This is a genomic window from uncultured Megasphaera sp. (assembly GCF_958350005.1).
Taxonomy (GTDB): domain Bacteria; phylum Bacillota; class Negativicutes; order Veillonellales; family Megasphaeraceae; genus Megasphaera.
In genome coordinates this window covers 1-3,148 of the sequence record NZ_CATWFF010000218.1, presented here as the reverse complement: position 1 = coordinate 3,148, position 3,148 = coordinate 1, and the positions used below count along the sequence as shown (strand labels likewise).

General features: G+C 51.2%; 4 protein-coding genes. All 4 read left to right on the top strand.

Features of this window, described 5'->3' with window-relative positions; translation table 11 throughout:
• Window positions 1–69: 69 nt before the first annotated feature.
• The 4 genes from lspA (at window position 70) to Q3886_RS09680 (ending at window position 3,101) form a co-directional block, all read left to right on the top strand.
• Entirely contained in the window at window positions 70–507 is a 438-nt protein-coding gene (gene lspA, locus Q3886_RS09695) for a signal peptidase II (RefSeq protein WP_301861257.1), read from the top strand.
• A 10-nt stretch (window positions 508–517) separates the two neighbouring features.
• Window positions 518–1,438, top strand: a complete 921-nt coding sequence (locus Q3886_RS09690; protein ID WP_301861255.1) for an RluA family pseudouridine synthase — start codon at window positions 518–520, stop codon at window positions 1,436–1,438.
• A 13-nt stretch (window positions 1,439–1,451) separates the two neighbouring features.
• Window positions 1,452–1,997, top strand: coding sequence for a bifunctional pyr operon transcriptional regulator/uracil phosphoribosyltransferase PyrR (gene pyrR, locus Q3886_RS09685; protein WP_301861253.1), 546 nt, complete (start codon window positions 1,452–1,454; stop codon window positions 1,995–1,997).
• 150 nt (window positions 1,998–2,147) lie between these two features.
• Window positions 2,148–3,101 (top strand): alpha/beta hydrolase, encoded by a 954-nt coding sequence (locus Q3886_RS09680; protein WP_301861252.1) that lies wholly within the window; start codon window positions 2,148–2,150, stop codon window positions 3,099–3,101.
• Window positions 3,102–3,148: the final 47 nt, after the last annotated feature.

Sequence of the window (3,148 nt, the reverse complement as noted above, 5' to 3'; positions counted from 1 at the left end):
ATATTATATTTATATGTGTTTTAGAAATGCCGCCTTGAGAGCGGCAATAAGGCATACAGGAGGGTCTTTGTGCAGGTACTGTGTATGGCGTTTCTTACGGTGCTTTTGGATCAGGGAAGTAAAGCGGCCGTTCAGAAATGGATGATATTGCATGAGTCAATTCCGGTCCTTCCGGGATTTTTTCATATTACCTATATTTTAAATCGCGGCGCTGCCTTTGGTATTCTGGAAAATCAGCGCTGGCTGTTTTTACTGATGGCTGGCTTATTATTTGTGCTGTATGGTATATTTCATCGAAATGTGCCGTCGTGCTGGCAGGCCCGCTGCGGCGTAGGCATGCTGCTGGGCGGGGCTCTGGGCAATGCCCTGGACAGAGGAATTCGCGGCGCCGTCGTCGATTTTTTTGATTTTCGTGTGTGGCCCGTGTTTAACATTGCTGATATTGGCATTGTCGTCGGCGTGTGTCTCCTTCTCTGGTACAGTTGGACACATCTTTCAGATACGTGAGGATAAATAAATGGAGATCAAACAGATACAGGCAGGAAAAGAATGGGTCGGGACGCGGCTGGATGTGTGTTTGACCAAGGTGCTTCATATATCGCGCAGTTATGCGCAGCAGCTGATTCAGCAGGGGCAGGTCACGGTAAGCGGCAAGATGGGCAAGGCTAATTGCCGCCTTCACGAAGGGCAGGAGATTTACGTACAGTTTCAGCCGCCCGAAGAGATGACAGAAGCGAAAGCAGAAAATATTCCCCTGGATATTATCTATGAAGATGAAGATATTATTGTCATCAACAAAGAACGCGGCATGGTTGTGCATCCGGCTCCGGGAAATCTCAGCGGCACGTTGGTAAATGCCCTGCTGTACCACTGCCGCGGCGAACTGTCCGGCATTAACGGCGTCATCCGGCCGGGAATTGTACATCGCCTGGACAAAGATACATCTGGTGTTATGGTAGCAGCCAAAACAGATGAGGCTCATCAGGGACTGGCTGCGCAAATTAAGGCCCATACAGCCTGCCGCACATACTGGGCACTGGTGCACGGGACGATTTCGGAGGATAAAGGCGTCATTGATGCTCCTATTGGCCGGCATCCCAAAGACCGCATCAAAATGGCCGTAACTTTCAAAGGCGGGCGTAAGGCTGTAACCCATTTCCGTGTGCTGAAGCGCTATGGAGAGTATACATGGATTGAATGCCGCCTGGAAACGGGCCGAACCCATCAGATTCGCGTGCACATGGCCTATATTGGCCATCTTGTTGTCAACGATCCCCTGTATGGGTATCAGAAGGATGATTTCCCCATTCACGGTCAGGCCCTGCACTCGCGGTACCTGGATCTGGTGCATCCTGTTACGGGCAAGGCCATGCGGTTTGAAGCACCTGTACCGGATGATTTTGCCGCCTGTCTTCAGAAAGCAGCAGCGCGTACGTAATGAGGTGACGGCTATGTGGAAAACAAAAAATCTGTTAATGGATGCAAAGGCGATGAGCCGGGCTATTCGCCGGATTGCTCACGAAATTATTGAACGGAATAAAGGACTGGATCGAACGGTGCTCGTAGGCATCCATACGCGAGGCGTGCCGCTGGCCAAGCGACTGAGAAAAGAACTGGCAGCTATTGAAGGCATTGACGTACCTGTATATGATCTGGATATATCGGCATATCGTGACGATGCGAAGAAAAAAGCCATTAATACCGTAGATAACGGGACGAAGACCTTTACGGCCGACGGCATTACGGTCATCCTCGTTGATGATGTGCTGTTTACAGGGCGCACAGTCCGCTCTGCGCTGAATGCCATTATGGAACTGGGACGGCCAAGGTATATTGAACTTGCCGTTCTCATCGACCGGGGACATCGGGAACTGCCGATTCGTGCCGATTATGTCGGCAAAAATGTACCTACGTCGCGGCGGGAAGATATTTCCGTTCAGCTCATGGAAATTGACGGAACGGAACAGGTCGTGCTGCGGGAAAAAGAACGGCTGTAGACAGGTGAAATAGATCGTACGCAAACCCTCTTTACCGGACTGTCTGGTAAGGAGGGTATTTTATACGTGTTCCGTAAAACTGCTTGCCCTGGATGAGACTCCAGGACGTATACTGGCAGTATAGCAGCGTATGGAGGAGGATGAAGGCGAATGCTCGGCAAATGGATAAGACGAATCGGCATGGTCATAGCCGCATTGATGGTCATAATTCTGGGGATTGGCGCATATATTGGCAATCTGGCATATGAAGAATTTACCCGGACGCCGTGGGATTCTGTACTGGGCATTGAAAATCACAGTGCTGATGTGGCGCCGGCCCGGGAAATGGAGCAGGAACGCGGCTGGGAAGCAGTCCGCATAGAAGCAGCTGACGGCATATCCCTGCGGGGAACGTATATCGAAGACAGCGGGCCGTCTCACAACACCGTTATCTTGCTGCACGGTTTGTATCAAAACCGTTCCATGTGCCTGGCCTATGTGCCTATATACCGCAATTTAGGCTATAACGTCCTCCTTATTGACCAGCGCGGTCATGGTGAAAGCGGCGGCACCGCCACGGAATGGGGGCTCAAGGAAGTTGATGATATCAGCCGCTGGGTATCGTGGCTGAAACACCGCGATCCGGCAATGCGCGTCGGCCTGCACGGCATTTCCCTGGGAGCGGCTATGTCCCTGCTTTATGCCGGAAGTGATCAGGGACAGGATGCGGCCTTTGTCGTGGCCGACAGTTCCTATGGCAATATCGTCGATTTAGGCCGGGAAAAACTGCGCCAGGTATCGAAAGACGAGCGGATTATCTGGGGATATAATGTACTGGATATCTTTTTTCAAGGTGCCATGTTATGGCATACGCATAAACTCCTTTCCCATATCGAACCGGCTGTTGCTGTACGCTCCGTTCATAGTCCGGTCCTCTTTCTGCACGGTGCCGATGATGCCCTCGTGCCGGTCCGGACGGCGCAGAGCCTGTATGAACGGTGTGCTTCTCCCCATAAAGATATTTATATTTTTGCCAATTCTCCTCATGCTGCCGGCATTGAGTCAAATCGAGACGAATATAGGACGGCTGTCCGGCAGTTTCTGCAGAACCTTTCCCATCCTTGACGGATAAAAACAGGGCTGTTAAAATAAATGGGCACCTGGTTGTATAT